Source organism: Streptomyces sp. LUP30 (genome assembly GCF_001746365.1).
Taxonomy (GTDB): Bacteria; Actinomycetota; Actinomycetes; order Streptomycetales; family Streptomycetaceae; genus Streptomyces.
Genome location: NZ_MJAJ01000121.1, coordinates 1 through 820 on the forward strand (window position 1 = coordinate 1; position 820 = coordinate 820).

The window sequence follows — 820 nt, forward strand, 5'->3', positions numbered from 1 at the left end:
GCGGACGGCGGCGGGGCGGGCCCGGGCGCCACGGCCGCGGACCTCCCGCTGGGCGCGAACGGCCGTGCCGGCTCCTCCGGCCCGGCGGGACCGACCGCTCACGCCTACGGCACGGTCGACTGGAGCGGCGCGTCGACGCCCCCGGGCGTGGCTCCGCCTCCGCGGCGGCGCGGTTCCGGGGACACGCCCCTCGCCCCCCCGGTGGTCCCGGGCCAGGGCGCGGCGCCGCGCATCGAGAACCGCCGCGGCGACGGGGCGCGCACACCCGAGCCGGCCCGCCCCGGTGGGCCGTCCGCGGCGGGCGACGCCCTGCGGGCGACCCACGGGGGCCGCGCCGGGCTCGGCTCCTTCACGAGCGGCCACGGCGACGTCCGCGGACCGCACGGCACGCTCGACGACACCGCCGCCCACGCCCGTCCCTCCCTCGCCGGCGGCTCCCACGACGGCAGCTCCCATGACGGCGGCTCCCACGGCGGCGGCGATGCCGGGGACGCCGGCGAGCACGGCGTGGACGACGATCTCCGCGGTTCCGGCCGCCGCAAGGGCACCCCGCTGCGCGGCACCGACGTGCCCCCGGGGATGCGCAAACGCGGGGGCGGCCTCTCCGCGTGGGCGCGGCGGCTGGCCGGCGGTCGCGGCGCCACGGCGGACCAGACGGACACCGGGGCCGACGAGGAGCCGGTCGCCGGAGCCGAGACGCGGCCGCACGCCGCGCCGGCGGCCGCCCCCGAGACCTGGCCGGACCCGGCGGCGCTGCTGCTGACGGCGCTGGGCCCGGGCCCCCGGCTGTGGGAGCGCGCCCCCGGGCACCCGGAGGCGC

At 83.3% G+C, this 820-nt stretch carries 1 pseudogene; it reads left to right on the forward strand.

Annotated features, from left to right (window positions below):
• Positions 1-820, forward strand: a pseudogene (locus BG482_RS44480) (hypothetical protein); the annotation flags it as partial.